Origin of the sequence: Mesorhizobium neociceri (assembly GCF_013520985.1) — a bacterium.
Classification (GTDB): Bacteria; Pseudomonadota; Alphaproteobacteria; order Rhizobiales; family Rhizobiaceae; genus Mesorhizobium; species Mesorhizobium neociceri.
The window spans coordinates 30,448-55,915 of record NZ_JACDTY010000031.1 but is presented as its reverse complement, the minus strand read 5'-3'; the positions used below and the strand labels follow the sequence as shown (position 1 = coordinate 55,915).

The window sequence follows — 25,468 nt, the reverse complement described above, 5'->3', positions numbered from 1 at the left end:
CGACGACCAAGACGACCTGCACGGGCGTTGAAATGTTCCGCAAGCTGCTCGATCAGGGCCAGGCTGGCGACAACATCGGCGCGCTGCTGCGCGGCGTTGACCGTGAAGGTGTCGAGCGCGGCCAGGTTCTGGCCAAGCCCGGTACGGTGAAGCCGCACAAGAAGTTCGTGGCCGAAGCCTACATCCTGACCAAGGACGAAGGTGGCCGTCACACGCCGTTCTTCACCAACTACCGTCCGCAGTTCTACTTCCGCACGACCGATGTGACCGGCATCGTGTCGCTGCCGGAAGGCACCGAGATGGTGATGCCCGGCGACAACATCACGGTCGATGTCGAGCTGATCGTGCCGATCGCCATGGAAGAGAAGCTGCGCTTCGCCATCCGTGAAGGCGGCCGCACCGTCGGTGCCGGCATCGTCGTCACCATCAAAGAGTAATTAGACTTAAACCGATCTGTCGCGGGCGCGGAGTTGCCCGCGCCGCGCCAGAACAAGGAAGTGACGCATGAACGGACAGAATATCCGCATCCGCCTGAAGGCGTTTGATCACCGGGTGCTCGACGCCTCGACGAAAGAAATCGTGTCGACGGCCAAGCGCACCGGAGCAAACGTCCGAGGCCCCATTCCGCTGCCGACGCGGATCGAAAAATTCACGGTCAACCGGTCGCCTCACGTCGACAAGAAGAGCCGCGAGCAGTTCGAGATGCGCACGCACAAGCGTCTGCTCGACATCGTCGATCCGACCCCGCAGACGGTCGATGCTTTGATGAAGCTCGATCTGGCCGCCGGTGTCGACGTCGAGATCAAGCTCTAAGGGAATGAGAGCGCGGTAAGGGGCGGTGCCCCTGGCCCGGAACTCTAAAGGAATTGAACCGATGCGTTCAGGTGTGATTGCAAAGAAGGTGGGAATGACCCGCATCTATAATGATGCCGGGGAACATGTTCCCGTCACCGTTCTCCAGATGGAGAACTGCCAGGTCGTGGCTCAGCGCACGCAGGAGAAGAACGGCTACACGGCCGTCCAGCTCGGCGTTGGCCTTGCCAAGGTGAAGAACACGTCGAAGGCGATGCGCGGCCATTTCGCGACCGCTTCCGTCGAGCCGAAGGCCAAAGTTGCCGAGTTTCGTGTCTCCGCCGACAACATGATCGATGTCGGCGCCGAGATCACCGTCGAGCACTTCGTCGCCGGCCAGAAGGTCGATGTGACGGGCACGACGATCGGCAAGGGTTTCCAGGGCGTCATCAAGCGCCACCACATGGGTGGTGGCCGCGCGACGCACGGTAACTCGGTTTCGCACCGTACGCACGGTTCGACCGGCCAGCGTCAGGACCCGGGCAAGGTGTTCAAGGGCAAGCATATGGCTGGCCACATGGGCGACACCCGCGTCACCACACAGAATGTCGAGATCGTTTCGACCGACGCCGATCGCGGCCTGATCCTGATCCGCGGTGCGGTTCCCGGATCGAAGGGCGCCTGGATCCTGGTCCGCGATGCGGCCAAGGTGGCACTGCCGGCCAATGCGCCGAAGCCTGCCGCGATCCGCGCCGTTGCCAAGAACGAGGCTCCGGCCGCAGAGGGAGCAGAATAATGGATCTCAAGATCACAACGCTTGGCGGCAAGGACGCCGGCAAGGTGAAACTCTCCGAGGAGATTTTCGGCCTTGATCCGCGTGAGGACATCCTGCAGCGCGTCGTGCGCTGGCAGCTGGCCAAGCGCCAGCAGGGCACGCACAAGGCCAAGGGCCGCGCCGAAATCGCGCGTACCGGCGCCAAGATGTACAAGCAGAAGGGTACGGGCCGCGCTCGTCACCATTCGGCACGCGCTCCGCAGTTCCGCGGCGGCGGCAAGGCCCACGGCCCGGTCGTTCGCAGCCACGAGCACGATCTGCCGAAGAAGGTGCGCGCTCTGGGCTTGAGGCATGCTCTCTCGGCCAAGGCCAAGAGCGCGTCGATCATCATCATCGACGAGCTGAAGCTGACCGAGGCCAAGACGAAGGCGCTGATCGCGAATTTCGCGACGCTGGGCCTGACCAACGCTTTGGTGATCGGCGGTGCCGAGCTTGACCAGAACTTCAAGCTGGCGGCGACCAACATCCCGAACATCGACGTGCTGCCCATCCAGGGCATCAACGTCTACGACATTCTTCGCCGCGGCACGCTGGTCCTTTCGAAGGCCGCCGTCGAGGCTCTCGAGGAGCGCTTTAAATGACCGACCTTCGTCATTACGACGTGATCGTCTCGCCGGCGATCACCGAAAAGTCGACCATGGCTTCCGAGAACAACCAGGTCGTCTTCAACGTCGCCAAGAAGGCGTCGAAGCCGGAAATCAAGGCCGCTGTCGAAGCGCTGTTTGGCGTCAAGGTTACGGCCGTGAACACGCTTGTCCGCAAGGGCAAGATTAAGCGCTTCCGCGGCACGATCGGCCGCCAGAGCGACGTCAAGAAGGCGGTAGTGACGCTGGCCGAAGGCCAGTCGATCGACGTCGCGACGGGTCTCTGAGCTAGGCCGCGAGGACAGGACAATGGCACTTAAAAAATTCAACCCGGTAACGCCGAGCACCCGTCAGCTGGTCATCGTCGACCGCTCGGGCCTCTACAAGGGCAAGCCCGTCAAGGGCCTGACCGAAGGCCTGACCAAGTCGGGCGGCCGCAACAATCACGGCCGCATCACGGCCCGCTTCATCGGCGGCGGTCACAAGCGTTCGTACCGTATCATCGACTTCAAGCGCCGCAAGTTCGACGTCGTCGGCACGGTCGAGCGCATTGAATACGATCCGAACCGCACCGCCTTCATCGCGCTGATCAAGTACGACGATGGCGAGCTGTCCTACATCATCGCCCCGCAGCGTCTTGCCGCCGGCGACAAGATCGTGGCCGGTGAATCGGTCGACGTGAAGCCGGGCAACGCGATGCCGCTGGCCTCGATGCCGGTTGGCACGATCGTCCACAACATCGAGCTGAAGCCGGGCAAGGGCGCCCAGGTTGCCCGTTCGGCCGGTGGCTACGGCCAGTTGGTCGGTCGCGACCAGGGCATGGCGATCCTGCGCCTCAACTCTGGCGAGCAGCGTGTCGTGCACGGCTCCTGCATGGCCACCGTCGGCGCCGTGTCGAATCCCGACCACGGCAACATTAATGACGGCAAGGCCGGCCGCACGGTCTGGCGCGGCAAGCGCCCGCACAATCGCGGCGTGACCATGAACCCGGTCGACCATCCGCACGGCGGTGGTGAAGGCCGCACCTCCGGTGGCCGTCATCCGGTCAGCCCGTGGGGCAAGCCGACCAAGGGCAAGAAGACGCGGTCCAACAAGGCGACCGATAAGTTCATCCTGCGCTCGCGCCATCAGCGCAAGAGCTAAGAAGAGGTAACGCCAAGTGACTCGTTCTATTTGGAAAGGCCCCTTCATCGACGGCTACCTTCTCAAGAAGGTGGACAAGGTTCGTGAAGGTGGTCGCAATGAGGTGATCAAGATGTGGAGCCGTCGCTCCACCATCCTGCCGCAGTTCGTCGGCTTCACCTTCGGTGTCTACAACGGCCAGAAGCATGTTCCCGTCTCGGTGAACGAGGACATGGTCGGTCACAAGTTCGGTGAATTCGCTCCGACCCGGACCTATTACGGTCACGGCGCGGATAAGAAGGCGAAGAGGAAATAATCATGGGCAAGGCCAAAGCTCCGCGCAGGCTTGCTGACAACGAAGCGCGCGCCGTTCTGCGCACGATCCGTATCAGCCCGCAGAAGCTGAACCTGGTTGCCGCGCTGATCCGCGGCAAGAAGGTCGCGACAGCGCTTTCCGACCTCGAATTCTCGGCCAAGCGGATTTCCGGCACGGTCAAGAAGACGCTGGAATCGGCGATCGCCAACGCGGAAAACAACCACGACCTCGATGTCGATGCGCTGATCGTGGCGGAAGCCTATGTCGGCAAGTCGATCGTCATGAAGCGTTTCCACGCTCGTGGCCGCGGTCGCGCCAGCCGTATCGAAAAGCCGTTCTCGCACCTCACGATCGTCGTTCGTGAAGTCGAAGAAAAAGGGGAGGCCGCATAATGGGCCAGAAAGTCAATCCGATCGGTCTGCGCCTCGGCATCAACCGCACCTGGGATTCGCGCTGGTTCGCGAACACCGGCGAGTACGGCAAGCTGCTGCATGAGGACATCAAGATCCGCAAGTATCTTGAGAAGGAACTCAAGCAGGCTGCGATCTCGAAGGTCGTGATCGAGCGTCCGCACAAGAAGTGCCGCGTCACCATCCATGCCGCGCGCCCGGGTCTGATCATCGGCAAGAAGGGCGCCGACATCGAGAAGCTTCGCAAGAAGCTGATGGAGATGACGAAGTCCGAGACGCACCTCAACATCGTTGAAGTGCGCAAGCCGGAAATCGACGCGACCCTGGTCGCCCAGTCGATCGCCCAGCAGCTCGAGCGCCGTATCGCGTTCCGCCGCGCCATGAAGCGCGCCGTTCAGTCGGCGATGCGCCTCGGTGCCGAAGGCATCCGCATCAACTGCGCCGGCCGTCTCGGCGGCGCCGAGATTGCGCGCATGGAATGGTACCGCGAAGGCCGCGTGCCGCTGCATACGCTGCGCGCCGATGTCGATTACGGCACGGCCGAAGCGCATACGGCTTACGGCATCTGCGGCGTCAAGGTCTGGGTGTTCAAGGGCGAAATCCTCGAGCACGATCCGATGGCTTCGGAGCGTCGCGCGACCGAGGGTGATGCTGCGCATGGCGGTGGTGGTGATCGCGAACGCGGTCGTCGTCGCGAAAACGCCTGATTATTTAGGAATTTGGAGTTAGAACGATGCTGCAGCCAAAGCGCACAAAGTTCCGCAAGCAGTTCAAGGGCCGTATCCATGGTACCGCAAAGGGCGGCACCAACCTGGATTTCGGTGGTTTCGGGCTGAAGGCGCTTGAGCCGAACCGCGTCACCGCGCGTGAGATCGAGGCGGCCCGCCGTGCGATCACTCGTGAGATGAAGCGTGCCGGCCGCGTGTGGATCCGTATTTTCCCTGACGTGCCGGTGACGTCGAAGCCGACCGAAGTGCGCATGGGTAAGGGCAAGGGCGCTGTCGACTACTGGGCGGCGCGCGTCAAGCCGGGCCGCATCATGTTCGAGATCGACGGCGTCAACGAAGAAACCGCCCGTGAGGCGCTGCGTCTCGGCGCGGCCAAGCTCTCGGTCAGGACGCGCTTCGTACAGCGCATCGCAGAATAAGGACGGGCTGATCATGAAAGCCGAAGACATCCGGACCAAGACCCAGGACCAGCTGACCGACGATTTGGCCAGCCTGAAGAAGGAGCAGTTCAACCTGCGCTTCCAGAAGGCCACCGGCCAGCTCGAGAAGACCGCGCGCGTGAGGCAGGTCCGCAAGGACATTGCGCGTATCAAGACCATCGCTGCGGAAAAGTCCGCGGCCAAGAAGGCTTAAGGACGAAAACCATGCCAAAGCGCATTCTGCAGGGCACTGTCGTCAGCGACAAGAACGAGAAGACGGTAGTCGTCAAGGTCGAACGGCGCTTCACGCATCCCGTGATGAAGAAGACCGTGCGCATGACCAAGAAGTACAAGGCGCACGACGAGAACAACGCCCACAAGGTCGGCGATCAGGTGTTCATCCAGGAATCGAAGCCGATTTCCAAGGACAAGCGCTGGATCGTCGTGTCTTCGGACCAGGCGTAACAAACCGAATTTTGGACAGACCGGGGAGGGGCTTTGAGCCTGTCCCGTTAGAAGAGAAGAAGGCGGCCAGTCATGATTCAGATGCAAACAAACCTCGACGTCGCGGATAATTCCGGCGCCCGTCGTGTCATGTGCATCAAGGTGCTGGGCGGCTCGAAGCGGAAATACGCTTCCGTGGGCGACATCATCGTGGTGTCGATCAAGGAAGCCATTCCGCGCGGCCGCGTTAAGAAGGGCGATGTGATGAAGGCGGTCGTGGTTCGCACGGCCAAGGACATCCGCCGCCCGGACGGCAGCGTGATCCGTTTCGACAAGAACGCGGCCGTTCTCGTCGACAACAAGAAAGAGCCGATCGGCACGCGTATCTTCGGACCGGTTCCGCGCGAACTCCGCGCCAAGAACCACATGAAGATCATCTCGCTCGCGCCTGAAGTGCTGTAAGGAGCCGGACCAATGCAAAAGATTAGAAAAGGCGACAAGGTCGTCGTGCTGGCCGGCAAGGACAAGGGCCGTTCGGGCGAAGTCCTCTCGGTTCAGCCGAAGGAAGACACCGCGCTGGTGCGCGGCGTCAACATGATCCGCCGTCACCAGAAGCAGTCCCAGTCCCAAGAGGGCGGGATCATCACCAAGGAAGCGCCGATCCAGCTGTCGAACATCGCGCTGGCCGACCCCAAGGATGGCAAGCCGACCCGCGTCGGCTTCATCTTCCAGAAGGACGGCAAGAAGGTGCGCGTCGCCAAGCGCTCGGGAGAAGTCATCAATGGCTAAGGCTCAAACCAAGCAGGCGACTGCCAAGAACACGCCGCGTCTCAAGCAGGTCTACAACGAGACCATCCGCAAGGCGTTGCAGGAGCAGTTCGGCTACGACAACGAGATGCAGGTTCCGCGCATCGACAAGATCGTGCTGAACATGGGCGTCGGCGAAGCGACCGCGGACTCGAAGAAGCCTTCGATCGCGGCCGAAGACCTGGCGATGATCGCCGGCCAGAAGGCCGTCGTCACCCGCGCCCGCAACTCGATCGCCGGCTTCAAGGTCCGCGAGAAGATGCCGATCGGCGCCAAGGTCACGCTGCGCAAGGAACGCATGTACGAGTTCCTCGACCGCCTCGTGAACATTGCACTGCCGCGCGTCCGCGACTTCCGCGGACTCAATCCGAAGAGCTTCGATGGCCGTGGCAACTACGCCATGGGCATCAAGGAACACATCGTGTTCCCGGAGATCAACTACGACAAGGTTGATCAGATCTGGGGCATGGACGTCATCGTTTGTACGACTGCGAAGACGGACGACGAAGCCAGGGCATTGCTCAAGGCCTTCAACTTCCCCTTCCGCCAGTAACGGCAGCGAGAAAAGGAAAAATCTGAAATGGCAAAGACCAGCTCAGTCGAGAAGAACAACAGGCGCCGCAAGCTTGCCGACCAGTACGGTCCCAAGCGCGCTGCCCTGAAGGCGATCATCATGGACCAGTCCAAGCCGATGGAAGAGCGTTTCCGCGCTCAGCTGAAGCTTGCTGCCCTGCCGCGCAACTCGGCCAAAATCCGCATCCGCAACCGCTGCGAAGTTACCGGCCGTCCGCGCGCCTATTATCGCAAGCTCAAAGTATCGCGCATCGCGCTCCGTGATCTCGGCAATAACGGCCAGATCCCGGGCCTGGTCAAGTCGAGCTGGTAAGGAGGACATAACATGTCATTGAGCGATCCTCTCGGCGATATGCTGACCCGCATCCGCAACGCGTATGGCCGCAAGAAGTCGAGCGTTTCGACGCCGGCCTCGCGTCTGCGTACCCGCGTCCTCGACGTGCTGAAGGCTGAAGGCTATATCCGCGACTACAGCCAGACCGACTTCGACAACGGCAAGTCCGAGATCGAAATCGAGCTGAAGTATTTCGACGGGGCTCCGGTCGTGCGCGAAATCGCCCGCGTCTCGAAGCCGGGCCGCCGCGTTTACGTCTCGGCCAAGTCGATCCCGCACGTCGCCAACGGCCTCGGCATCGCCATCCTTTCGACGCCGAAGGGCGTGATGGCCGACCACGAAGCACGCGAACAGAATGTCGGTGGCGAGATCCTCTGCCAGATCTTCTGATCTGGCAGCTGACCGCAAAGTGGAATCCGGTCTTCGGATCGTTCCCGAAGACAGAGACCTGAAACAAGAGAAGTGACGAGGACAAAAAATGTCTCGTATTGGTAAGAAACCCGTTTCGCTGCCGCAGGGCGTGACCGCGACCGTCAACGGCCAGACCGTGACGGCGAAGGGCCCCAAGGGCGAGCTGAAGTTCGTGGTGAACGACGAAGTGCTGGTTAAGATGGAAGGCAGCGAGATCGCTGTCCAGCCGCGCGACCAGACCAAGACCGCCCGCTCCAAGTGGGGCATGTCGCGCACGCAGATCGTCAACATCCTGCAGGGCGTCAAGGACGGTTTCGAGAAGAAGCTCGAGATCACCGGCGTCGGCTATCGCGCCGCACTTCAGGGTAAGAACCTGCAGCTGGCACTTGGCTTCAGCCATGACGTCGTCTACGAGACGCCGGCTGGCATCACGATCACTGTGCCGAAGCCGACGGAAATCACCGTGACCGGCATCGACAAGCAGCAGGTCGGCCAGGTTGCCGCCGAGATCCGCGAGTATCGCGGTCCCGAGCCCTACAAGGGCAAGGGTGTCCGCTATGCCGGCGAGAAGATCGTCCGCAAGGAAGGCAAGAAGAAGTAAGTTTAACGCCGCGGGGAGCGGTCGCGGGAGGCGCTTTCGCCTACCGCATATGGCGGCCCCCGTTTTTTGAAGGCAAGGAAGACCATCATGGGTACCAAGGAAGCCACGCAGCGCCGTTCGCAGCGCGTTCGCCGCCAGATCAAGAAGGTCGCCGGCGAGCGTCCGCGTTTGTCGGTTCACCGCACGTCGAAGAACATCTACGTGCAGGTCATCGACGACGCCAAGGGCCACACCATCGCCGCCGCCTCGACGCTTGAGAAGGACCTCAAGGGTTCGCTCAAGACCGGCGCCGACACCGCGGCTGCTGCCGCCATCGGCAAGCTGATCGCCGAGCGCGCCTCGAAGGCCGGTGTCAAGGAAGTCGTGTTCGATCGCGGCCCGTACATCTATCACGGCCGCGTCAAGGCGCTGGCTGAGGCTGCCCGTGAAGGTGGTCTGAGCTTCTAATTGCTTGATCCCGAAAAGTTGCAGACTTTTCGGACAAGATCATGCAAAGGAAAATAATTCGCCCCCGGTGACCCACAGAGGCACCGGATCTTATCAGCAACCGTGCTTCCGGAAAAAAACAAGGAACAGGATATGGCACAGGAACGTAGGGATGGCGGCCGCGGCCGCGATCGTGAAGAGCGCGATGACGGCATGGTGGACAAGCTGGTCCACATCAACCGCGTCGCCAAGGTCGTCAAGGGCGGCCGTCGCTTCGGTTTTGCAGCACTCGTCGTCGTCGGCGACCAGAAGGGCCGCGTTGGCTTCGGTCACGGCAAGGCGCGCGAAGTGCCGGAAGCCATCCGCAAGGCAACCGAATCGGCCAAGCGCGACATGATCTTCGTGCCGCTGCGCTCGGGCCGTACGCTGCACCACGACGTCGAAGGACGCTGGGGTGCTGGACGCGTGCTGCTGCGCGCCGCCAAGCAGGGTACCGGCATCATCGCCGGCGGCCCGATGCGCGCTGTCTTCGAGACGCTCGGCATGCATGACGTGGTCGCCAAGTCGATGGGTTCGTCGAACCCCTACAACATGGTCCGCGCCACGTTCGACGCGCTGAAGAGCCAGATGCATCCCAAGGATGTGGCTGCTGCGCGCGGCATCAAGTATTCGACCCTTCAGGCCCGCCGCGGCACCGCCGTTGCGGCTGAAGAATAGTCGATCTGACCAGGGATTTTGACCATGGCCAAGAAAGCAACCAAGACCATCACCGTTGAGCAGATCGGTTCGCCGATCCGCCGCCCGAAGGAACAGCGCGCGACGCTGGTCGGCCTCGGCCTCAACAAGATGCACAAGCAGCGCACGCTGGAGGACACTCCCTCGGTGCGCGGCATGATCGCTGCCGTCCAGCATCTCGTCCGCGTCGTGGACGAGGGCTGAGCAAAAGCGCAGGAGAACCCAGATGAAACTCAACGATCTGCGTGACAAGGACGGCGCGACGCACTCCAAGAAGCGTCTCGGCCGTGGCATCGGCTCCGGCTCGGGCAAGACCGGCGGTCGCGGCGTCAAGGGCCAGAAGGCGCGCTCCGGCGTCGCCATCAACGGCTTCGAGGGTGGCCAGATGCCGCTCTACCGGCGTCTGCCGAAGCGTGGCTTCAACAACATCTTCGCCAAGAGCTTTGTCGTCGTGTCGCTGGCCCGTATCCAGACCGCGCTCGATGCAAAGAAGCTCGACGCCAAGGCGACCGTGACGGCCGAGGCACTCGTTGCCGCCGGCGTCATCCGCCGCGTCAAGGACGGCGTGCGCATCCTCTCCGACGGCGAGCTCAAGGCAAAGCTTGCCTTCGACGTCGCCGGCGCCTCCAAGGCTGCGATCGAGAAGATCGAAAAGGCCGGTGGTTCGGTCAAGCTGCCGGAAGCGGCAGCTGCCGAGTAACGGCAATTTGAAGGGCGATCGACAAGAACGGTATCCGTTTTTGCTCACGATCGCGCTTTGATCCAATCAATTAAGCGGCCGCGTCAACGCGGCCGCTTGCATGTTGAGAGCCCGGAGCTTATCTCGTGAGCTTCGGTGAAACGCGCCGCCTGAGCTGCGGGCATCGAGCGTGACCAAGCGGAGAATCAGGCATGGCTTCGGCTGCTGAACAACTAGCCTCGAATCTGAATTTTGCGGCCTTCGCCAAGGCGGAGGACCTGAAGAAGCGAATCTGGTTCACCATCGGCGCGCTGCTTGTCTATCGCCTCGGCACCTATATCCCGCTGCCCGGCATCAACCCCGATGCCTTCGCGCAGGCCTTCTCGTCGCAAGCCAAGGGCGTGCTCGGCATGTTCAACATGTTTGCCGGCGGCGCCGTGCAGCGCATGGCGATCTTCGCGCTCGGCATCATGCCCTACATCTCGGCCTCCATCATCATGCAGCTGATGACCTCGGTCATTCCGTCGCTGGAAGCGCTGAAGAAAGAAGGCGAGCAGGGCCGCAAGGTCATCAACCAGTATACGCGCTACGGCACGGTTCTGCTGGCGCTGGTGCAGGCCTACGGCATTTCGGTGGGCCTCGAAGGCGGCAACGGCATCGTCAACGATCCCGGCATGTTCTTCCGCATCTCGACCGTCGTCACGCTGGTTGGCGGCACCATGTTCCTGATGTGGCTGGGCGAGCAGATCACCGCCCGCGGCATCGGCAACGGCATTTCGCTGATCATCTTCTCCGGCATCGTCGCCGGCCTGCCACGCGCCATTTCCGGCACGCTGGAACTCGGCCGCACTGGTGCCTTGTCGACCGGACTGATTCTGGCGATCATCGTGCTGGCCATCATCGTCATCGCGTTGATCGTGTTCTTCGAGCGCGCGCAGCGCCGCCTGCTGATCCAGTATCCGAAGCGCCAGGTCGGCAACCGCATGTTCCAGGGCGACACCTCGCATCTGCCGCTGAAGCTCAACACGTCGGGCGTCATTCCGCCGATCTTCGCCTCGTCGCTGCTGTTGCTGCCGGCAACGGTCGCCGGCTTCTCGCAGTCGACGAACCTGCCGGCCTGGGCAAGCACGGTGCTCGCCTCGCTCGGCCACGGCCAGCCGCTCTACATGCTGTTCTATGCGGCGATGATCGTGTTCTTCGCCTTCTTCTATACGGCCATCGTGTTCAATCCGAAGGACACCGCCGACCAGCTCAAGAAGCATTCCGGCTTCATCCCCGGCTATCGCCCGGGCGAGCGCACCGCCGATTACATCGACTATGTCCTGACGCGCATCACCGTCGTCGGCGCCATCTATCTGGTGCTGGTGTGTCTGCTGCCCGAATTCCTGATTTCGGCGACTGGCGTACCATTCTACCTCGGTGGCACATCGCTTCTGATCGTGGTCAGTGTAACCCTCGATACGGTGGCGCAGATTCAGGGTCACCTGATCGCGCACCAGTATGAGGGCCTGATCAAGAAGTCGAAGTTGCGCGGGGGGAAGAAGGCCAGATGAGATTGATATTGCTTGGGCCGCCAGGAGCGGGCAAGGGGACGCAAGCACAAAGACTGGTAGACAGACACGGCATACCTCAGCTGTCGACGGGTGACATGCTGCGGGCCGCTGTGCAGGCCGGCACCGAAGTCGGCAAACGCGCCAAAGCCGTGATGGACGCCGGCGAGCTGGTCTCCGACGCCATCGTCAATGCCATCGTGGCCGAGCGTATCGACCAACCCGATTGCGCCAACGGTTTCATCCTCGACGGCTATCCGCGCACGCTGGTGCAAGCCGATGCGGTTGAATCGATGCTTGCCGAGCGCGGCATTGGTCTCGATGCCGTGGTCGAGTTCGTCGTCGACGACAAGGCGCTGGTCGGCCGCATCGTCAAGCGCGCCGAAGACGCCAAGGCAGCCGGCCAGCCGGTGCGCAAGGACGACAATCCGGTGGTGTTCGAAGAGCGCCTGCGGGAATATTACAAGAAGACCGCGCCGCTGATCGGCTATTACTACGCTAAACGCTTGCTTAGGAGTGTCGACGGCATGGCCGGCATTGACACTGTGACAGCGGAGATCGAAGCGCTGCTCGCCGCGGTGACGCGGGAGACCGTTACGGCAAAGTAAAGATTGAGCTTGACTGGAACGGTTCTCTGGGTTATGGCGGCCCGTCTTCCTATCAGGCATGAGGCTTGCTTGTCCGCAAGGGCAAGGCAGCTGCATTGAAACTAGGAAACTCCCGCATGGGCCGGCCTCCACCGGACGCGGGGTAATTTGAACAGCGCCGGGCATGCCTTTTGAAGGTTGGCCGGCCCACATGGAGAAGAGAAGAATATGGCTCGTATAGCCGGCGTCAACATTCCGACCAACAAGCGCGTCGTTATTGCGCTTCAGTACATTCACGGCATTGGCAAGAAGTTCGCCCAGGAGATCGTCGACAAGGTCGGCATCCCGGCCGAGCGCCGCGTCAACCAGTTGACCGACGCGGAAGTGCTGCAGATCCGCGAGACCATCGACCGCGATTACCAGGTCGAAGGCGACCTGCGCCGCGAAGTGTCGATGAACATCAAGCGTCTCATGGACCTCGGCTGCTACCGCGGCCTGCGTCACCGCCGCTCGCTGCCGGTTCGCGGCCAGCGCACGCACACCAATGCACGCACCCGCAAGGGCCCGGCCAAGTCGATCGCCGGCAAGAAGAAGTAAGTGAGCGAATAGCGAGTAGCCAATTAGCGAGTAGGGGTCCCTATTCGCTAATCCCTACTCCTACTCGCTTTCAAAGGTGGAGCCGCTGGCATTACGGCGGTGTAGAGATCAACTGAAAGGACTATCATGGCCAAGGAAGCCGCTCGTGTTCGCCGTCGCGAACGCAAGAACATCTCGTCGGGCGTTGCCCACGTCAATTCGACCTTCAACAACACGATGATCACCATCACCGACGCGCAGGGCAATTCCATTGCCTGGTCGTCGGCCGGTGCCCAGGGCTTCAAGGGTTCTCGCAAGTCGACCCCGTTCGCCGCCCAGATGGCCGCCGAAGACGTCGCCAAGAAGGCCCAGGAACACGGCATGCGCATGCTCGAAGTCGAGGTCTGCGGACCCGGCTCCGGTCGTGAATCGGCGCTTCGCGCCCTGCAGGCGGCCGGCTTCACCATCACCTCGATCCGTGATGTGACGCCGATCCCGCACAATGGCTGCCGCCCGCGCAAGAAGCGCCGCGTCTAAGACATTACCGAACGCCGCGTGAGCGCCTCAAGGCGCTCCTCCACGGCACTCCAGGTCGCCCGCCACGATTGGATGGTGGCGGGTCAACGGAAGGAAAGCATCATGATCCAGAAAAATTGGCAGGAACTGATCAAGCCGAACAAGATCGAGTTCTCGTCGAAGAAGAAGACGCTGACCACGCTGGTCGCCGAGCCGCTCGAGCGTGGCTTTGGCCTGACGCTCGGCAACGCGCTGCGCCGCGTGCTTTTGTCTTCGCTGCGCGGTGCGGCTGTGACCGCCGTGCAGATCGACGGCGTTCTGCATGAATTCTCGTCCATCGCCGGCGTGCGTGAAGACGTGACCGACATAGTCTTGAACATCAAGGAAATCGCTATCCGCATGGAAGGCGATGGTCCCAAGCGCATGGTCGTTCGCAAGCAGGGCCCGGGTGCGGTTCTGGCTGGCGACATCCAGACGGTTGGCGACGTCGAGATCCTCAACCCCGACCACGTCATCTGCACGCTGGACGAAGGCGCTGAAATCCGCATGGAATTCACCGTCGACACCGGCAAGGGCTACGTGCCCGCAGAGCGCAACCGCGCCGAGGACGCGCCGATCGGCCTGATCCCGGTCGACAGCCTGTATTCGCCGGTCAAGAAGGTCTCCTACAAGGTCGAAAACACCCGCGAGGGCCAGGTTCTCGACTATGACAAGCTGACCATGACCATCGAGACCGACGGTTCGATCTCGGGCGAGGACGCGGTGGCTTTCGCTGCCCGCATCCTGCAGGACCAGCTCGGCCTGTTCGTCAACTTCGACGAGCCGCAGAAGGAAGTCGCCACCGAAGCCGTCACCGAGCTCGCCTTCAACCCGGCGCTGCTCAAGAAGGTCGACGAACTCGAGCTTTCGGTGCGTTCGGCCAACTGCCTGAAGAACGACAACATCGTCTACATCGGCGATCTCATCCAGAAGACCGAAGCCGAGATGCTGCGCACCCCGAACTTCGGCCGCAAGTCGCTGAACGAGATCAAGGAAGTGCTCGCGGCGATGGGCCTGCACCTCGGCATGGAAGTGCCGGACTGGCCGCCGGAAAACATCGAAGACCTCGCCAAGCGTTACGAAGATCAATATTGAGCATGAATTCCAAGGATCGGCGGCGTGGGCCGCTCGATCCGACGGTCATGCGGAAAACCATCAGAGGCCGTGGCCTCTTGAACAACTGAAGAAGGAAAAGAGCCATGCGCCACGGTTTCAAAGGCCGTCGTTTCGCCCGAAGCATTAGCCATCGCAAGTCGATGTTCGCCAACCTCGCCGTGTCGCTGCTCGAGCACGAGCAGATCGTCACCACCTTGCCGAAAGCGAAGGACCTGCGTCCGATCGTCGAGAAGCTGGTGACGCTCGGCAAGCGCGGCGACCTGCATGCGCGCCGCCAGGTGATTGCCCAGATCGGCAATGAAGGCGTCGTCAAGCGTCTGTTCGACACGATTGCGCCGCGCTACGCCACCCGCAACGGCGGCTATCTGCGCATCATGAAGGCGGGCTTCCGCCACGGCGACAATGCTGCCATGGCGGTCATCGAGTTCGTCGATCGCGACACCGACGCCAAGGGCGCCGGCGACCGTGCTCGCCTCGAGGCCGAAGGCGCCAACGAGGAAACCGCGGCCGCATAAGGCTCGGTTTTTCAGCAATGACTTCAAGGGGCCTTCGGGCCCCTTTTTGTTGCCACTGTCTGCAGTTTATCGGACAACCTCCAGGTAGTCGCGACCGTTCAGCAGATTCCAATCGAAAGCGCCGGGGATCTCTTCGAACGCCGGCTGGGAATAGCAATAGATACTGTCGAGAGTGGCACGGGAATCTATATCGCTGACCAATTGCGATACAGTGGAACTGGCCAGGTATTTTTGGGCGTCCCCGTCTTCGATGAAGTCCGTATCGACTCGGAAATGAATCTGGATGGAACCCGCGCAGATGTTCAGCATGATATCGTCGCTCAAGGCCGCGTAGAACACTGCGGCATCTTCTGGAGCCCAAAGGCCGGCAGCCAGGAATTCCGAAGGCTTCGTATGTCCGCTGAAGCCATCCAGTGTAAGCACAAGGCGGTCGGTGAGAATTTCAAAATCCCCTTCGAGATAGCCTGCTTCTTCGATCTGAAACCAGTTCATCCGATGAGGTGCTTCTTCACCAAAGGAAATTTCGAGCTTTCCGAAAGTCCAGTAGACCGGAATTGTCTCTGCATGTTCCGTGATCCAGCCGTCAGGCGGACCTAGCACATTGGCGATGTCGATCATTTTCAGAGAAGGAGAAACAGGCCCAAAAGTGCCGGTCCTCAAAAAGTCACGGAATGACAGGAGTTGTTTTGTCATGAGGTCCGATGAGGGTTTTCGGTTTCAAGTCGACCTATAGCTGCTTTGCTGCCCAAAATAATCGGATTTCAGCGGCTTAGCCTTTCATTTTGCACAATCGTCGGGACAATGCCCCCGAACTTGCCCTGGAGGATTCGCGAATGCGCGCCAACCGACTGTCTCTTGTTCTGCTCTTCGCCATGATGGCGTTCGCAGCCGCGCCGACAGTCAGGCAGGCGCTGGCCGAAGACGCCGCCAAGCCCGCCGATCCAGGCCTCTCCGATGTGCTGACCGACCTCTTGCATGGCGTCGAGGGCGAGAACGGCACCTCCGGCCCGGACAAGCGCGTGCCGTTCGGCCGCGAGGAGGTGCAGCTTTCCTTTGCGCCGCTGGTCAAGCAGACGGCGCCGGCGGTGGTCAATGTCTATGCCTCGCAGACGGCCAAGGTCACGTCGCCCTTCGATGGCGATCCGTTCTTCGAGGAGTTCTTCGGCCGCGCGCAGCCGCGTGCGCAATCCTCGCTCGGCTCCGGCGTGCTGGTCGACCCGAGCGGCGTTATCGTCACCAATTTCCACGTCATCAAGGACGCCGACGAGGTCAAGGTGGCGACCGCGGATGGGCGCGAATTCACCTCGAAGGTTATGCTCAAGGACGAGACGCTCGACCTTGCCGTGCTCAAGATCACCTCCGACAAGCCGTTTCCGGTGATCGCCATCGGCGATTCCGATGCGCTCGAGGTCGGCGACCTGGTGCTGGCGATCGGCAATCCGTTCGGCGTCGGCCAGACCACCACCAGCGGCATCGTTTCGGCACTGGCGCGCAGTCATATCGGCGTTTCGGATTCGGGCTATTTCATCCAGACCGACGCCGCCATCAATCCCGGCAATTCCGGCGGCGCGCTGATCAACATGGGCGGCCAGCTGGTCGGCATCAACACCGCCATCTACAGTCGCAGCGGCGGCTCGATCGGCATCGGCTTTGCCATCCCCGCCAACATGGTGCGCGCTTTCGCCGACGCGGCCAAGGCCGGGCTCGATTTCTTCGAGCGGCCCTATATAGGCGCCGAGTTCGAGGCGGTCACACCGCAGATCGCCGAATCGCTCGGCATGGAGAAGCCGACCGGCGCGCTGGTGTCGTCGGTCGAGGAAGCTGGACCGGCGGCCAAGGCAGGGCTGAAGCCCGGCGATGTCGTGCTGCAGCTTAACGGCACGACCGTCGAAGGCATCGAGGCGCTCGACTACCGCATGGCGACGCTGTCGATCGGCACCAAGGCGAGCTTCGCCATCCTGAGCAAGGGCCAGCAGGCGACGATGGAGATTGCGCTGGAACGCGCACCGGAGGGCGCCAAGGCCTCGGAAGTGACGCTGCATGGCCGCAGCCCATTCTCCGGCGCCAAGGTCGCGGAATTGTCGCCCAGGCTCGCCCAGCGGCTTGGCCTGCGCACCGACCTCAAGGGCGTCACCGTGGTCGACATCAACCGCGATTCGCCGGCCGCCGATTTCGGCTTCCAGCCGGGCGACATCGTGCGTGAGGTGAACGGCACGACCGTCGACACGGCGGCGACGCTGGCGCAGCTTGCCCAGCAGGATACGCGCTGGTGGCGCTTTACCGTCGAGCGTGGTGGGCAGATACTGCGCCAGGTGTTGCGTTACTGAGGCGATCTGCCCATCTTGAGGGTCATTCAACCAAAAGACTTGCATGGCCGATTTGTTCAGCGTCGATGAACCGGAAAGAGCGCCGCCCGGGCGGCCGCTCGCCGATCGGCTGCGTCCCAAAAACCTCAGCGAGGTCGTCGGCCAGGAGCATCTGACCGGGCCTGACGGCGCGCTGACGCGGCTGATCAATTCCGGTTCGCTCGGCTCGATGATTTTTTGGGGGCCGCCGGGAACTGGCAAAACCACCGTGGCGCGGCTGCTGGCCGGCGAGACCAGCCTTGCCTTCGAGCAGATCTCGGCAGTGTTTTCCGGCGTCGCCGACCTGAAGAAAGTGTTCGAGGCAGCAAAGCTGCGCCGGGCCAATGGCCGCCAGACGCTGTTGTTCGTCGACGAGATCCATCGCTTCAACCGCGCCCAGCAGGATTCGTTTCTCCCGGTGATGGAGGACGGCACGGTCGTGCTCGTCGGTGCCACCACGGAGAACCCATCGTTCGAGCTGAACGCGGCTTTGTTGTCGCGTGCGCGGGTCATGGTCTTTCATTCGCTTGGCGAGGACAGCATCGCCAAGCTAATGACGCGAGCGGAGGAGACAGAGGGCAGGGCGCTACCGCTCGACGACGAGGCGCGGGCGATGCTCATCCGCATGAGCGATGGCGACGGCCGGGCATCGCTGACGCTTGCCGAAGAAGTCTGGCGTGCCGCCAAGCCCGGTGAGGTTTTCGATCCCGAAGGGTTGCAGCGCATCGTCCAGCGCCGCGCCCCGATCTACGACAAGGGCCAGGACGGTCACTACAATCTTATCTCGGCGCTGCACAAATCGGTGCGCGGGTCCGATCCCGACGCGGCTCTCTACTATCTCGCCCGCATGTTCGACGCCGGCGAGGATCCGCTCTATCTCGGCCGCCGGCTGGTGCGCATGGCGATGGAGGATATCGGGCTGGCCGACCCGCAGGCGCTGGTCGTGGCCAACGCCGCCAAGGACGCCTATGACTATCTGGGCTCGCCCGAGGGCGAACTCGCCTTCGCCGAGGCGACCGTCTATCTCGCCACCGCGCCCAAATCCAACGCCGTCTACACCGCCTTCAAGGCCGCTACGCGGGCGGCCAAGGAGTTCGGTTCGCTGCTGCCGCCCAAGCACATCCTCAACGCGCCGACCAAGCTGATGAAAGAAGAGGATTACGGCGCCGGCTATCGCTACGATCATGACCAGCCCGATGCCTTTTCCGGCCAGGACTATTTTCCGGAAAAGATGGGCCGGCAGACATTTTACGATCCGCCCGAACGCGGCTTCGAGCGCGATATCCGGAAACGCCTGGACTATTGGGCGAAGCTGCGCAGCGAGCGGGAAAAGTAGGCTTGCCAGTTCAGCCTGCCGGCGGTGCATTGAGTTGAAGTGGAGCGGAAAACTCCAAATATTATTGTTGGCAGTGGCCGCCGGCCATCCGGACACCATGCGATGGCATTGTGCGTGGGGACAAAAGACCCTATCAAGGCGCACGGCCTCGGGGGTGGTCGTTGCCAAAGCCCTTGGCGATTAATATTCGCAACAGGAATCGCGCCCAACGGCGCGAGAAAAATATGAAAAAATCCCTTCGTAAATCCCTTCGCCAGGCTGTGATTGCGCTGCCGCTTCTCGCGCTCGGCTTCTATTTCATTCCGATCCTGACCACGATCTGGATCGTCTGCGGCCTGATCGATGTGCTGCGCAACGCCAACAAGAACCTGTCGCTGTTGCGCGGATATTTCCTCGGCAACGGCATCTTCACCTGGCTGCTGTCACCCTTCAATCTGCTGGTCGACCTCGTCTGCTACCGCAACCCGGGTGTGTGGAAACTGGAGCAGTTTCCGCCGGAGTATCAGCGCGAGGTCAACGAGGTTCTCGACGTCTTCAAGGCACGCAAGGACGAGATCATCGCCGATATCGACGCCAATTTCGGCACCGGCCGGCGCGGCATGTATGTCTATCAGTGGTATGGCAAGCACCGGATCGACAACGTCGCGGAATTCAACAAGGATTTCAAATACATCAAGACCATTGCCGTCTCGGTCTTCAGGGGCAAGGAATCGACCTCCTGGCATTTCGGACCGCTGCGGCTCAGCCTGCGCATCCTCTACAATCTCCTGCCGGTGAAGGCAGAGGTTTTCGTCGAGTGCAATGGCGCCAGGAACTACTGGCACGACAACCCGCTCTATATTTTCGACGACACGCTGCTGCACCGCTCGGTCAACGAGTATGACGGGCGCCGCTACTGCGTGTTCATGGACATTATCCGTCCGTCGCCATTCCCGGGCTTCATCGCCGGCGTGCTCGCCATTGTTTCGGTCACCGTCGAGCGCATCAATTCCATGTTCTACAAGAACTGGAAGATGATCGGCTCGAGCAAGGCAAAGAAGGTCGAGACGACCTGAGAGCGTCATAAAGGCCGTCATGTTCAATCTGCTTCTGGTTGTGGTCGGCGGCGGCATCGGCGCCGGCATTCGCCATCTGACCAACATCGGCGCGCTGCGCCTTGTCGGCCCGAACTACCCCTGGGGCACGATGGCGATCAACATCGTCGGCTCCTTTGGCATGGGCCTGTTCATTGCCGCGCTGATGCGGCGTGGTGGCTCCAACGAGCTTCGGCTGTTCGTCGCCACCGGCATCTTTGGCGGCTTCACCACCTTCTCCGCCTTTTCACTCGATTTCGCGACGCTGTGGGAGCGTGGCGCGACGCTGCCGGCGCTGGGATATACGCTGGCCAGCGTCATTGGCGCCATTATCGCCCTGTTTCTGGGACTTTGGCTCGCAAGAACCGTTTCATAGTGTTATTGCCCCGGCCTGGAGCACGGCGCATCCACTTGGACGCGCTGTAGAAACTTTGATCTTGCGCACGATCCTCTTCGAAAGTCGGAATAGATCTTCGGGGTCACGCGTTAGAAACGGATAAAGCGAAAATCATGGCAGGCGTAGAACAGATCACGGTGGAGGCCGGTGAGGCGGGCATGCGGCTCGATCGCTGGTTCAAGACCCATTTCCCCGGCCTCGGTTTCGGCCATCTGCAGAAGCTCTTGCGCTCGGGCCAGATTCGCGTCGATGGCGGCCGGGTCAAGGCCGACAGCCGTGTCGAGCCGGGCCAGGTGGTGCGCGTGCCGCCGCTTGAGGTCGACAAGAAGGGCGAGAGCGCGCTGACGGGTTACTCGATCCGCAACCAGGGCGACGCCGATGTGCTGGCCAAGATGCTGATCCACGAAGACCCGAAGGTCTTCGTCTTCAACAAGCCGGCTGGCCTGGCCGTGCAGGGCGGCTCGGGCGTCACCCGCAATGTCGACGACATGCTGGAGGCCTGGCGCAGCCAGAAGGGCGAGAAGCCGCGCCTGGTGCACCGGCTCGACCGCGACACGTCGGGCGTGCTGGTGGTTGCCCGCACCAGGCTTGCGGCGATGAAGCTCTCCGAGTCCTTTCGCGCACGCGAGACCAAGAAGACCTACTGGGCGCTGGTCAAGGGCGTGCCGCCCAAGCGCGAGGACAAGATCTCGACCTGGCTGATCAAGGAGCCGACCGAGGACGGCGACCGCGTGCGCGTGGCCGCGCATGGTGAAAAGGGCGCCGACCATGCCGTGTCCTACTACCGCATCATCGAGCAGGCGGCGCAGACGATGACTTGGCTGGAAATGGAGCCCTATACCGGCCGCACCCACCAGCTTCGTGTTCATGCCGCCTATATCGGCTGCCCGATCATCGGCGACCCCAAATATTTCGAGGCCGACACCAATTGGGATTTCCCGGGCGGCATTCAGAATCGCCTGCATCTGCATGCGCGCCGCATCGTCATTCCGCACCCGGACAAGGGCGTCATCGACGTCACCGCGCCGATGCCGCCGCATATGCGCCAGAGCTGGAACCTGATCGGCTTCGACGACGCCAGCGCGGAGGACTGAATGAGAGAGTTCATTGCTCAGCTCATCTACTGGCTGCCACTTATCGTGATTTTTATCGTCTGGCTGGCTTTCAGCAGCGGCGCTGCCCGCCGGCAGAAGTCGATGGCCGAGATCGGCCGTGAGAACACCGAAGCGGTGAAGCAAAATACCGAGGCGCTGAAAGCCCTGTTGGCGAAGCTGGACAGTCAATCGAAACAATGACCGCCTCAACTGCATTGGATCGCCGCGACGCGGGCGATCTGCTCAGCCTCGGATCCGGCATCCTCTGGGCGGCGACCAGCATCGCCATCAAGCGCTCGAAACTGGTGGAAACCAGCGCTGAAAAACTGTTGCTTTATCAGCTGGCCGGAGCGGCGATTGTCGGTGTGCTGGTGATGCCTTTCGCCGGTCCGCCGATCCGCGCGGTCACCGCCTTGCCGACATTGGCGTTGCTGTTCCAGTCGCTCTATATTGTTGCCCTATGTGCTGTGGTTCTGGCTGCTCAGGCGCTATCCGGCATCGGGCCTGTCGAGCTTCGCCTTCCTGTCGCCGGTGTTCGGCGTGCTGTGCGGCGCTATTGTTCTGGGTGAGGCGCCGACAGTCAGGATCTTTGTGGCGCTTGGGCTGATCGCCGTCGGGCTAATCATCGTCAACGGGGCGGCGCGCAAGCAACTTCCGGTCTAGGCAAGTTTGTAGATCACGATGTTGTCCGAAAACCGCCTCACACGTTTCGGCATCATGCTCTAAGGAGTTCGACATGCGTGACATCCTCAATGACCTCGAAGCGGGAAAGCAGCTGTCCGATCCGGATCCGGTGCGCCGCGCGCAGATCCAGATGAAGACGCATCTGCCGAAGCGCTTCTACAAGGATGCCTCGGTCGCGCCAGTCGAAGACGGTTTCGCCGTGCATCTCGACGGCAAGCCGGTGCGCACGCCGGGCAAGGCGTTGCTGGCGCTGCCGACCGAGAATGCAGCACAGTTGGTAGCCAGCGAATTCCACGCGCAAGGCGAGACCATCGACCCCGTGACGATGCCGGTTCTGCGTCTGGTCAACACCGCCCTTGACGGCGTCGCCAGCGACCCGCAGGCGGTGCTGGAGGACGTCTTGCGTTTCGCCTCGTCCGATCTGACCTGCTACCGCGCCGACGCGCCGCAGGGGCTGGTCGACCGGCAGAACCAGCATTGGGACCCGGTGATCGACTGGGCGAGGGCGACGCTCGGGGCTCGCTTCAATCTCGCCGAGGGGATCATCCATGTCGAGCAGCCGCGTGAGAGTATCGCGGTGCTCGGCGCCCATCTTGCCCAGCGCGCCGAGCCGCTGCGGCTGGCCGCAATCCACGTCATGACGTCGCTGACCGGGTCGGCGCTGCTGGCGCTTGCGGTCGACTACGGCGCGCTTGACGGCGAGGCGGCTTGGGCCGCCGGCCATGTCGATGAGGATTGGCAGATCGAGCACTGGGGCCAGGATGCCGAGGCGGTGGCACGCCGCTCGGCCCGCAAGCGCGACATGATGGCCGCCGTCAGCCTGCTGGATGCGCTCAAGGCCTGATCCTCGGCTCTTTGCCGCACTGCACCTAATACCAAAGTCATAAACCCAATGTCGGTCTGCCTCCGGTTGCCGCTTTCTGTCATTTTTTGCGCCGATGGCTGAGCTGAGTCGGCGTTCTGAGGGAACGTGGACCGTGACGCACAGCATCGAGGACAGACGGGATCTCACGGGAGGACATTTCCATGGCAATGGCATCGACCGCCGGCGGAAGCAGCCGCGGCATGACGCGAGAGGAGAAGAAAGTCATCTTCGCCTCTTCGCTCGGCACCGTTTTCGAATGGTATGATTTCTATCTTTACGGTGCGTTGGCGGCCGCGATCGGCGCCACATTCTTCGCCACCTATCCAGAGGCGACCCGCAACATCTTCACGCTGCTGGTTTTCGCTGCTGGCTTCCTCGTGCGCCCGTTCGGCGCACTCGTGTTCGGCCGCATCGGCGATCTCGTCGGCCGCAAATACACATTCCTTGTCACCATCACGATCATGGGCCTGTCGACCTTCCTGGTCGGCCTGCTTCCCGGCTCGGCGAGCTGGGGCATCGCGGCGCCAATTATCCTGGTTGGGCTGCGCATGCTGCAAGGCCTGGCGCTCGGTGGTGAATATGGTGGCGCGGCGACCTATGTCGCCGAACATGCTCCCGACGACCGCCGCGGCTTCTATACGTCGTGGATCCAGACAACGGCGACGCTTGGCCTGTTCCTGTCGCTGATCATCATCCTGATCGTGCAGAATTCGTTGAGCAAGGAGGACTTTGCGGCCTGGGGCTGGCGTATTCCATTCCTGCTCTCGGCCATCCTGCTCGCCATATCGGTCTGGATTCGCTTGTCGCTTGCCGAATCGCCGACCTTCCAGCGTATGAAGGACGAGGGCAAGGGCTCCAAGGCGCCTTTGTCAGAAGCCTTCGGACAGTGGAAGAACGCCAAGATCGCCTTGCTGGCGTTGTTCGGCTTGACTGCCGGCCAGGCCGTGGTCTGGTACAATGGCCAGTTCTACGCGCTGTTCTTCCTGGCCAATGTGCTCAAGGTCGATCCGCAGTCGGTCAACATCATGATCGCGATCGCGCTGGCGCTCGGCTCGATCTTCTTCGTCGTGTTCGGCTGGCTCTCCGACAAGGTCGGCCGCAAGCCGATCATCATGGCCGGTCTCGCCCTGGCGATCGTCACCACCTTCCCGCTGTTCAAGGCGCTGACCTGGGCCGCCAATCCGGCGCTCGCCACCGCGCAGCAGAACACGCGTGCCACGGTGACCGCTGCACCGGGAGACTGCAAGTTCCAGTTCAATCCGACCGGAACACGCAAGCCTCTCACTTCGTGCGATATTGCGACCGACTTCCTTGCCAAGAGCTCCGTACCCTACGACATCATTACGACGGCGGCACCGGGAACCGCGGCCAGTGTGAAAATTGGCACCGAAACGGTAGCGTCCTATGATGCCGTGGCAGCCGCGGACAAGGCGACTTCCAACGATGCTGCCTTCAAGAAGGCGGTCAACCTCGCGCTTCAGGACGGCGGCTATCCGCTGAAACGTGCTGCCGCCAAGGTTGCCGACCAAAAGCTCGACGCCTTTGTCGGGGCCAATCCCGAACTGAAACTCGACGCGGCAGCCATTCGCGCCGGTGAAAAAGCCACTGTCCCGCTCGCCCAGGCGGTCAAGGACAAGCTGCTGACGGCAGATGACGCCGCCGGTGCCACCGACGTGACGGTCTACAGTGTTCCGGCGGCCGGTGCGTTCTCGATGTTTGCCGACCCGGCAGCCGTCAACTGGGCAAAGGTCATCGGCATCCTGTTCATCCTGGTCGTCTACGTGACCATGGTCTACGGGCCGATCGCGGCGATTCTGGTCGAGATGTTCCCGACCCGCATCCGCTACACCGGCATGTCGCTGCCCTATCACATCGGCAATGGCTGGTTCGGCGGTCTGCTGCCGGCGATCGTGTTCGCGCTCAGCGCCTCCAAGGGCGATATCTATTACGGTCTCTGGTACCCGGTGGTGATCGCGGCGATGTCGCTGATCATCGGCATGATCTTCGTCAGGGATACGCTGGGAACCGACCTGCATACCAAGCAGTAGCCGACGGCGTGGTATCAAACAAAAACCCGGCGCGAGCGATCGCGCCGGGTTTTTCAATTGTCGGGCCTGCTTTCAGCTGTTGGCCCGGAAGACGACCTAGCTCTTGCGAGGCTGCTCGGCTTCCGCGATGGCCGCCTCATGATACCAGGCCTCGCCATAGCCCAAGGGGTGATCGCGCAAGGAGGCGAGCTCTGCCGCAAAGTTGGCCTTTACGCCTAAATTTGAGGCAGCCGCACGCGCTGCCACCGGGAACATCAGGATTTTTGCCGACGGACGGGCTGACGTGATTTCCATTGTCGGTCTCCTTTCTTTTGGAGAGGCTTGTCGATTCATCTTTCCATCAAAGTAAGTCCTGCAACCGGTTTAGGCAAGATGCCTAAAGAAAGATCAGTATTTGCCTGTTATTTAAGCAACTTCTGCCTTTGATCGATCCCGGCGCATTGCTTAGACGGCTTGGCCGGATCGTCAAGGCGAATGGGCACTTTTGACGCACCCAGGTCAGCGGAAATGG

38 protein-coding genes and 1 pseudogene are annotated in these 25,468 nt (G+C 61.8%); 37 read left to right on the top strand and 2 right to left on the bottom strand.

The genetic code is table 11. From position 1 onward, the window contains the following. The 28 genes from H0241_RS33100 to rplQ form a co-directional block, all read left to right on the top strand. Positions 1-437 (top strand): EF-Tu C-terminal domain-related protein (locus H0241_RS33100; protein WP_328824954.1); only part of this gene is annotated, 437 nt, incomplete at its 5' end. 67 nt (positions 438-504) lie between these two features. Next, complete coding sequence (gene rpsJ, locus H0241_RS33095; RefSeq protein ID WP_010909272.1) at positions 505-813, top strand: 30S ribosomal protein S10; 309 nt, start codon at positions 505-507, stop codon at positions 811-813. Positions 814-874: 61 nt separating this feature from the next. Continuing rightward, positions 875-1,588, top strand: coding sequence for a 50S ribosomal protein L3 (rplC, locus tag H0241_RS33090; RefSeq protein WP_112395064.1), 714 nt, complete (start codon positions 875-877; stop codon positions 1,586-1,588). After that, on the top strand, positions 1,588-2,208 hold the full coding sequence (rplD, locus tag H0241_RS33085; protein WP_023672750.1) for a 50S ribosomal protein L4: 621 nt from the start codon (positions 1,588-1,590) through the stop codon (positions 2,206-2,208). The genes rplC and rplD overlap by 1 nt, the downstream gene beginning before the upstream one ends. Then, complete coding sequence (locus H0241_RS33080) at positions 2,205-2,498, top strand: 50S ribosomal protein L23 (RefSeq protein WP_181061941.1); 294 nt, start codon at positions 2,205-2,207, stop codon at positions 2,496-2,498. The genes rplD and H0241_RS33080 overlap by 4 nt, the downstream gene beginning before the upstream one ends. A 22-nt stretch (positions 2,499-2,520) precedes the next feature. Then, positions 2,521-3,354, top strand: a complete 834-nt coding sequence (rplB, locus tag H0241_RS33075; RefSeq protein WP_023706515.1) for a 50S ribosomal protein L2 — start codon at positions 2,521-2,523, stop codon at positions 3,352-3,354. Between the two features lie 16 nt (positions 3,355-3,370). After that, positions 3,371-3,649, top strand: coding sequence for a 30S ribosomal protein S19 (gene rpsS, locus H0241_RS33070; protein ID WP_006205463.1), 279 nt, complete (start codon positions 3,371-3,373; stop codon positions 3,647-3,649). A 2-nt stretch (positions 3,650-3,651) separates the two neighbouring features. After that, positions 3,652-4,041 carry a 50S ribosomal protein L22 gene (gene rplV, locus H0241_RS33065; RefSeq protein WP_006205462.1) on the top strand — a complete coding sequence of 130 codons (390 nt, stop codon included), beginning with the start codon at positions 3,652-3,654 and terminating at the stop codon, positions 4,039-4,041. Further along, entirely contained in the window at positions 4,041-4,766 is a 726-nt protein-coding gene (gene rpsC, locus H0241_RS33060) for a 30S ribosomal protein S3 (RefSeq protein WP_023672753.1), read from the top strand. Before rplV ends, rpsC begins: the two co-directional genes overlap by 1 nt. Positions 4,767-4,792: 26 nt before the next feature. Beyond that, positions 4,793-5,206, top strand: a complete 414-nt coding sequence (rplP, locus tag H0241_RS33055) for a 50S ribosomal protein L16 (protein ID WP_006205460.1) — start codon at positions 4,793-4,795, stop codon at positions 5,204-5,206. Between the two features lie 13 nt (positions 5,207-5,219). Beyond that, positions 5,220-5,420 carry a 50S ribosomal protein L29 gene (gene rpmC / locus H0241_RS33050; protein ID WP_006205459.1) on the top strand — a complete coding sequence of 67 codons (201 nt, stop codon included), beginning with the start codon at positions 5,220-5,222 and terminating at the stop codon, positions 5,418-5,420. 11 nt (positions 5,421-5,431) lie between these two features. Further along, the gene (gene rpsQ / locus H0241_RS33045; protein WP_010909280.1) at positions 5,432-5,671 is read left to right on the top strand and encodes a 30S ribosomal protein S17; all 240 of its coding nucleotides are present in this window, start codon (positions 5,432-5,434) and stop codon (positions 5,669-5,671) included. Positions 5,672-5,743: 72 nt separating this feature from the next. Further along, complete coding sequence (rplN, locus tag H0241_RS33040) at positions 5,744-6,112, top strand: 50S ribosomal protein L14 (protein WP_006205457.1); 369 nt, start codon at positions 5,744-5,746, stop codon at positions 6,110-6,112. Positions 6,113-6,124: 12 nt separating this feature from the next. Continuing rightward, a complete protein-coding gene (gene rplX, locus H0241_RS33035) occupies positions 6,125-6,439 on the top strand; it encodes a 50S ribosomal protein L24 (protein ID WP_013531428.1) in 315 nt (104 codons plus the stop codon). Next, positions 6,432-7,010, top strand: a complete 579-nt coding sequence (gene rplE / locus H0241_RS33030) for a 50S ribosomal protein L5 (protein WP_181061940.1) — start codon at positions 6,432-6,434, stop codon at positions 7,008-7,010. Before rplX ends, rplE begins: the two co-directional genes overlap by 8 nt. A gap of 27 nt (positions 7,011-7,037) precedes the next feature. Continuing rightward, positions 7,038-7,343 (top strand): 30S ribosomal protein S14, encoded by a 306-nt coding sequence (rpsN, locus tag H0241_RS33025; protein ID WP_010909282.1) that lies wholly within the window; start codon positions 7,038-7,040, stop codon positions 7,341-7,343. A 12-nt stretch (positions 7,344-7,355) separates the two neighbouring features. Beyond that, complete coding sequence (gene rpsH, locus H0241_RS33020; protein ID WP_006205453.1) at positions 7,356-7,754, top strand: 30S ribosomal protein S8; 399 nt, start codon at positions 7,356-7,358, stop codon at positions 7,752-7,754. Positions 7,755-7,842: 88 nt separating this feature from the next. After that, a complete protein-coding gene (rplF, locus tag H0241_RS33015; RefSeq protein WP_023682603.1) occupies positions 7,843-8,376 on the top strand; it encodes a 50S ribosomal protein L6 in 534 nt (177 codons plus the stop codon). 87 nt (positions 8,377-8,463) lie between these two features. After that, positions 8,464-8,823, top strand: a complete 360-nt coding sequence (rplR, locus tag H0241_RS33010) for a 50S ribosomal protein L18 (protein ID WP_181061939.1) — start codon at positions 8,464-8,466, stop codon at positions 8,821-8,823. Positions 8,824-8,955: 132 nt separating this feature from the next. Continuing rightward, the gene (gene rpsE / locus H0241_RS33005; protein WP_006333394.1) at positions 8,956-9,519 is read left to right on the top strand and encodes a 30S ribosomal protein S5; all 564 of its coding nucleotides are present in this window, start codon (positions 8,956-8,958) and stop codon (positions 9,517-9,519) included. A gap of 24 nt (positions 9,520-9,543) precedes the next feature. Next, entirely contained in the window at positions 9,544-9,741 is a 198-nt protein-coding gene (gene rpmD / locus H0241_RS33000) for a 50S ribosomal protein L30 (protein WP_006205449.1), read from the top strand. 22 nt (positions 9,742-9,763) lie between these two features. Next, positions 9,764-10,237 (top strand): 50S ribosomal protein L15, encoded by a 474-nt coding sequence (gene rplO / locus H0241_RS32995; protein WP_142865528.1) that lies wholly within the window; start codon positions 9,764-9,766, stop codon positions 10,235-10,237. Between the two features lie 191 nt (positions 10,238-10,428). Continuing rightward, positions 10,429-11,769: a preprotein translocase subunit SecY gene (gene secY / locus H0241_RS32990; RefSeq protein ID WP_181061938.1), complete on the top strand. Its 1,341-nt coding sequence runs from the start codon at positions 10,429-10,431 to the stop codon at positions 11,767-11,769. Next, positions 11,766-12,374, top strand: coding sequence for an adenylate kinase (locus H0241_RS32985; protein WP_181061937.1), 609 nt, complete (start codon positions 11,766-11,768; stop codon positions 12,372-12,374). The genes secY and H0241_RS32985 overlap by 4 nt, the downstream gene beginning before the upstream one ends. Before the next feature lie 207 nt (positions 12,375-12,581). Beyond that, positions 12,582-12,950 carry a 30S ribosomal protein S13 gene (gene rpsM, locus H0241_RS32980; RefSeq protein ID WP_006205445.1) on the top strand — a complete coding sequence of 123 codons (369 nt, stop codon included), beginning with the start codon at positions 12,582-12,584 and terminating at the stop codon, positions 12,948-12,950. A 126-nt stretch (positions 12,951-13,076) separates the two neighbouring features. Beyond that, positions 13,077-13,466, top strand: coding sequence for a 30S ribosomal protein S11 (gene rpsK / locus H0241_RS32975; RefSeq protein WP_006205444.1), 390 nt, complete (start codon positions 13,077-13,079; stop codon positions 13,464-13,466). A 102-nt stretch (positions 13,467-13,568) separates the two neighbouring features. Continuing rightward, entirely contained in the window at positions 13,569-14,579 is a 1,011-nt protein-coding gene (locus tag H0241_RS32970) for a DNA-directed RNA polymerase subunit alpha (RefSeq protein ID WP_032933403.1), read from the top strand. A gap of 104 nt (positions 14,580-14,683) precedes the next feature. Further along, complete coding sequence (rplQ, locus tag H0241_RS32965) at positions 14,684-15,115, top strand: 50S ribosomal protein L17 (protein ID WP_112395074.1); 432 nt, start codon at positions 14,684-14,686, stop codon at positions 15,113-15,115. Between the two features lie 66 nt (positions 15,116-15,181). On the opposite strand, the gene H0241_RS32960 is transcribed toward rplQ, so the two are convergent. After that, a complete protein-coding gene (locus H0241_RS32960; RefSeq protein ID WP_210285165.1) occupies positions 15,182-15,733 on the bottom strand; it encodes a hypothetical protein in 552 nt (183 codons plus the stop codon). Positions 15,734-15,948: 215 nt separating this feature from the next. On the opposite strand from H0241_RS32960, the gene H0241_RS32955 reads away from it, so the two are divergent. The 9 genes and pseudogenes from H0241_RS32955 to H0241_RS32915 all read left to right on the top strand — a co-directional run bounded on the left by H0241_RS32955 (position 15,949) and on the right by H0241_RS32915 (position 24,957). Continuing rightward, on the top strand, positions 15,949-17,442 hold the full coding sequence (locus H0241_RS32955; protein ID WP_181061935.1) for a DegQ family serine endoprotease: 1,494 nt from the start codon (positions 15,949-15,951) through the stop codon (positions 17,440-17,442). A gap of 43 nt (positions 17,443-17,485) precedes the next feature. Further along, positions 17,486-18,796: a replication-associated recombination protein A gene (locus H0241_RS32950; protein ID WP_181061934.1), complete on the top strand. Its 1,311-nt coding sequence runs from the start codon at positions 17,486-17,488 to the stop codon at positions 18,794-18,796. A 224-nt stretch (positions 18,797-19,020) separates the two neighbouring features. After that, on the top strand, positions 19,021-19,851 hold the full coding sequence (locus H0241_RS32945; RefSeq protein ID WP_181061933.1) for an aspartyl/asparaginyl beta-hydroxylase domain-containing protein: 831 nt from the start codon (positions 19,021-19,023) through the stop codon (positions 19,849-19,851). 19 nt (positions 19,852-19,870) lie between these two features. After that, on the top strand, positions 19,871-20,245 hold the full coding sequence (gene crcB / locus H0241_RS32940; RefSeq protein WP_181061932.1) for a fluoride efflux transporter CrcB: 375 nt from the start codon (positions 19,871-19,873) through the stop codon (positions 20,243-20,245). A gap of 134 nt (positions 20,246-20,379) precedes the next feature. Then, positions 20,380-21,360, top strand: coding sequence for an RluA family pseudouridine synthase (locus H0241_RS32935; RefSeq protein ID WP_181061931.1), 981 nt, complete (start codon positions 20,380-20,382; stop codon positions 21,358-21,360). Then, complete coding sequence (locus H0241_RS32930) at positions 21,361-21,561, top strand: hypothetical protein (RefSeq protein WP_181061930.1); 201 nt, start codon at positions 21,361-21,363, stop codon at positions 21,559-21,561. Between the two features lie 32 nt (positions 21,562-21,593). Beyond that, a pseudogene (locus H0241_RS32925) lies at positions 21,594-22,023 on the top strand (EamA family transporter); the annotation flags it as partial. Between the two features lie 73 nt (positions 22,024-22,096). Then, a complete protein-coding gene (locus H0241_RS32920) occupies positions 22,097-22,888 on the top strand; it encodes an ATP12 family chaperone protein (RefSeq protein WP_181061929.1) in 792 nt (263 codons plus the stop codon). 182 nt (positions 22,889-23,070) lie between these two features. Beyond that, positions 23,071-24,957 carry an MFS transporter gene (locus H0241_RS32915; RefSeq protein WP_181061928.1) on the top strand — a complete coding sequence of 629 codons (1,887 nt, stop codon included), beginning with the start codon at positions 23,071-23,073 and terminating at the stop codon, positions 24,955-24,957. 96 nt (positions 24,958-25,053) lie between these two features. Here H0241_RS32915 and H0241_RS32910 read toward each other — a convergent pair whose 3' ends face one another. Then, on the bottom strand, positions 25,054-25,251 hold the full coding sequence (locus H0241_RS32910; RefSeq protein WP_181061927.1) for a DUF2735 domain-containing protein: 198 nt from the start codon (positions 25,249-25,251) through the stop codon (positions 25,054-25,056). Positions 25,252-25,468 lie beyond the last annotated feature (217 nt).